5 protein-coding genes are annotated in these 3,324 nt (G+C 37.1%); 4 read left to right on the top strand and 1 reads right to left on the bottom strand.

Features of this window, described 5'->3' with window-relative positions; translation table 11 throughout:
• Nucleotides 1-29: 29 nt before the first annotated feature.
• On the top strand, nucleotides 30-533 hold the full coding sequence (locus tag OQ279_RS18125; protein WP_266071268.1) for a glycine zipper domain-containing protein: 504 nt from the start codon (nucleotides 30-32) through the stop codon (nucleotides 531-533).
• Nucleotides 534-888: 355 nt separating this feature from the next.
• On the opposite strand, the gene OQ279_RS18120 is transcribed toward OQ279_RS18125, so the two are convergent.
• Entirely contained in the window at nucleotides 889-1,443 is a 555-nt protein-coding gene (locus OQ279_RS18120; RefSeq protein WP_214476975.1) for a hypothetical protein, read from the bottom strand.
• Between the two features lie 107 nt (nucleotides 1,444-1,550).
• Between OQ279_RS18120 and OQ279_RS18115 the strand changes: the two genes are divergently transcribed.
• From OQ279_RS18115 to OQ279_RS18105, 3 genes are all read left to right on the top strand, one after another.
• Entirely contained in the window at nucleotides 1,551-2,144 is a 594-nt protein-coding gene (locus OQ279_RS18115; RefSeq protein WP_266071266.1) for a TetR/AcrR family transcriptional regulator, read from the top strand.
• A 48-nt stretch (nucleotides 2,145-2,192) separates the two neighbouring features.
• A complete protein-coding gene (locus OQ279_RS18110) occupies nucleotides 2,193-2,738 on the top strand; it encodes a GNAT family N-acetyltransferase (protein WP_266071265.1) in 546 nt (181 codons plus the stop codon).
• A gap of 83 nt (nucleotides 2,739-2,821) precedes the next feature.
• Nucleotides 2,822-3,324, top strand: a 503-nt coding sequence (locus OQ279_RS18105) for a DUF7686 domain-containing protein (protein WP_266071264.1), incomplete at its 3' end; no start/stop codon positions are given.

Below are 3,324 nucleotides of genomic sequence, written 5' to 3'. Positions count from 1 at the left end.
ATAAGTGATTTTTTAATGGCATCAGTGGATTGTACAATATTAAAAGTAATGAAGGAGGTTATCTTATGGAGGAGAGAGTGATCAAGCTCCAGGCTGATCTTGAAGAACTTAAAAATAAAGTTGGCGAAAAAACAGCCGCAAAGCTGGAATTAGATAAATACAGCCGGATCATTCATCGATTGGCAGAATTCTCAGCAGACTGTGAAGAATGCCGTCAGTATTTTGATGAATTAGAAAGTCATCTCTTACAGATGGTGAATCAGGCAAAAACGAAGGAGCTTACACCACAAGAAATAAAGGTTCATAGACAAATGACAGCAAATATCACTTCACATTTAATGAAAAAACATCAACTCGTTCCTAGTGGATACTATATTGGTATATATTTGGCCCTCGGTATAAGCATAGGCTTGGTTTTAGGATTTCTTTTATTTGATAATATGCCGCTCGGAATGCCAATCGGTATGGAAATGGGTGTTGCGATTGGGTCAGGATTAGATGCTGATGCTAAGAAAAAAGGAAAAGTAATGTAAAAGGAATATTGGACGGTAGAAAGCTTAAAGTAATTAAATACCCAATCTAAAAAATAAACGGAGAAATTCCGATTATAAAGTAAATATCACTGAAAAGGGCTTAAATAGACGGAGAAATTCCGCCTATTGCCCTAAATAATATGAAAATGTAAGGTTTTCTTTTAAATAACCGGAAAACCTCCCCTTAAATCCTCGAAAAAGACCAATTTTCAGTAAATGGTCGGAAAAATTCCGTTTAATTTAAAGTGTTAGTTAACTCAATTATGGACAGAACATTCATTGCCGCTTTAGGAGTGTTGGATGAAACATAACCTCATAATGCTGGGGGGTAACTGATCAAATTGCCCGGATGATGTTAGGTTGATGAAGAAATCCCCTTTGGTTTTGGCGGCCAAATAAAAAAGGTAACTGAAATGACCAGATCAATTGCCAAAGCGATTGACCAAATTCTGGTTACACCCAGTAAGGCTTCTGTTCTTGCTGGGTCACCAATCCAAAAGATTAAACCCATTAATATACCCACACCAATTAGATAGGCTAACAGATGTCTAACCCAGCTTTTCAAGTAATGCTTTGCATAATCCATTCCATAGCGTTTTCTTGGCTTTTCTCCTTGTTTTGTAACGTAATATTGAAAGCGCTGGTCTGCCCATGCAATCATGCTTTTTCCAAATGAAAGGGAAACACCTATATATACGGCAGCGATGGCATGTGCTAATGTAGCAGATTCACCCTGATACAAATCAAAGCCAGCTGTAAGTAACAAGATAACATCAATGACGGGAGTTAAAGCTAATAAAAACAACCCAAGACTTTTTCTCTTGAAAATATACCGGGTCACTAACCCTAATAAGATGACGACCCAAAACATCACTTCACAAAAGATAATCATCCAGCCAACTATACTCAAACGATCCAGCTCCTTTTTAATACAGTTGTATTATTTAAAAAGATTATAACATCTGATTTTAAATAATACAATCGTATTATAAAAACAATTTATGATAAAATAAAACTATGCCAAAAATAGTTGATCATAATCTAAGAAAAAAACAAATTGCTGAAGCGTCATGGAGGGTTATTCTTGAACAGGGAATGGAAGGAGCAACAGTCCGGAATATAGCAAAAGAAGCAGGGCTCTCATTAGGAGCATTACGTCACTATTTCTCCACTCAAGATGAACTGCTTGAATTTGCGATGAAGCTTGTTATGGAACGAGCAACAGATCGAATAGAAAAAATAGCTGTAAAAGAATTACCTCCAAAAGATATGATATTGAAAATCCTGATGCAGCTTGTCCCAACAAATCCCGAAACACTGGCTGAAATGGAAGTGTGGTTTACGTTTATAAGCTACGCAAGACATAAGCAAGTGAATATGGATCTTCCACATGATAGGATCTATCAGGGAATGACCAAGCTTATTCGATCAATGGACCAGTTAAAACTGTTGCGTAAAGACTTAAATATCGATCTGGAAATTGAACGGTTGTATGCATTAGTTGATGGAGTCGCCATACATGCCTTAATGGAAAAAGAACGAATGAACCAAGAAAGAATCTATGAGTTATTTGTGTATCATTTAAATTCAATTTGGGTGGAGGAACAATAATCTATTTCAATATAATGTGATTATACAGGAGGAATTCGTGTGGTGGATTTGAGTATAAAACCAACTATTATAGGTGAGGCAGTCATCTTGAGACCGTTTAATCTGGATGACTTTCCATCTATTGAAGAGTGTTTAAAGGACCCTGAAGTTTTAAAGCTGACGGGGAGCAGTGCTGATTACGACAGAGAAGCAGTCATAGAGTGGTATAGCACTAGAAATGAGCAGAAGGACCGGCTTGATCTTGCCATTGTGGACAAGTCTCTAAATATAGCAGTAGGGGAAGCAGTTATCAATTTATATAATGAGAAGGATCATAGTATGAATTTTAGAATTCTGATCGGTCCAAGAGGGAGAAACCGTGGACTGGGATCCGAAGCCACTCAATTATTGATTGATTATGTATTCCAGAATACAAATTTAAATCAAATTACCTTGAGTGTATTTGATTTTAATCCGAGAGCAAAGAAAGTGTACGAAAAGGCTGGATTTGTACTCGAAAGTATCGATCAAAACGACCTGGAATTTGAAGGAGAATGGATTGATTCCTTAAATATGGTGTTGAGCAGGGAACGATGGTCTGACCGGTCACTGTGACGCCCCGAAATTCCTCGAACCATGTCGAAAATAGATAAATAACATATATGATAAAATGTAGTTAAAAAAAGCAGGTGAATTCCATGGCTAAGTGTGATGCTTGTGGATTGAGAGAGGCTAAAATACATCTATCAATAGAAGATGATCAGTTGAGTTTATGTAATGATTGTTATAACGAATACATGGCTGGTGAACTGGAGGTTGAGCTAGAGGAGTTGCTGGAATCCTTTTCGTTAAAGGATTCTGAAGGAGTTGTTCGAACTTTTCTTGTAGAGACTCGATTATACCCCATTGGAATCTTCATGGAGGCAAAGGAGAATATTGAGTTTGGTTATACTTTTGCTGTCCACGGTGAACTGGAGGATGATCAGCAGCAATTGCTCAATAGATTAATTGAGAAAACAAAAAAAGGAATCAAAGAGAAATATATTGAATCTAAGGTTTTTCTAAGCGGTCAGCCATATGAATCATTGACCAACGATCATTTTGCTGGACGAATTGAGTATGATGAATTCGCAGAAGGTCTTCCGCTCATTATTATTGATGGGAGAGGTTACACATGGGAAGAAGTGGGCAGACTAATTAT

Source organism: Salinimicrobium profundisediminis (genome assembly GCF_026241755.1).
In the GTDB taxonomy this organism is placed as follows: Bacteria; Bacteroidota; Bacteroidia; order Flavobacteriales; family Flavobacteriaceae; genus Salinimicrobium; species Salinimicrobium profundisediminis.
Note: the sequence above shows the minus strand (reverse complement) of the source record. Positions and strands in the feature narration are given on the sequence as shown.

What these genes read in the sequence shown, in the direction of transcription:
- OQ279_RS18115 (WP_266071266.1), top strand. Translation starts at nt 1,551, where the DNA reads ATGCCAAAAATAGTTGATCATAATCTAAGAAAAAAACAAATTGCTGAA.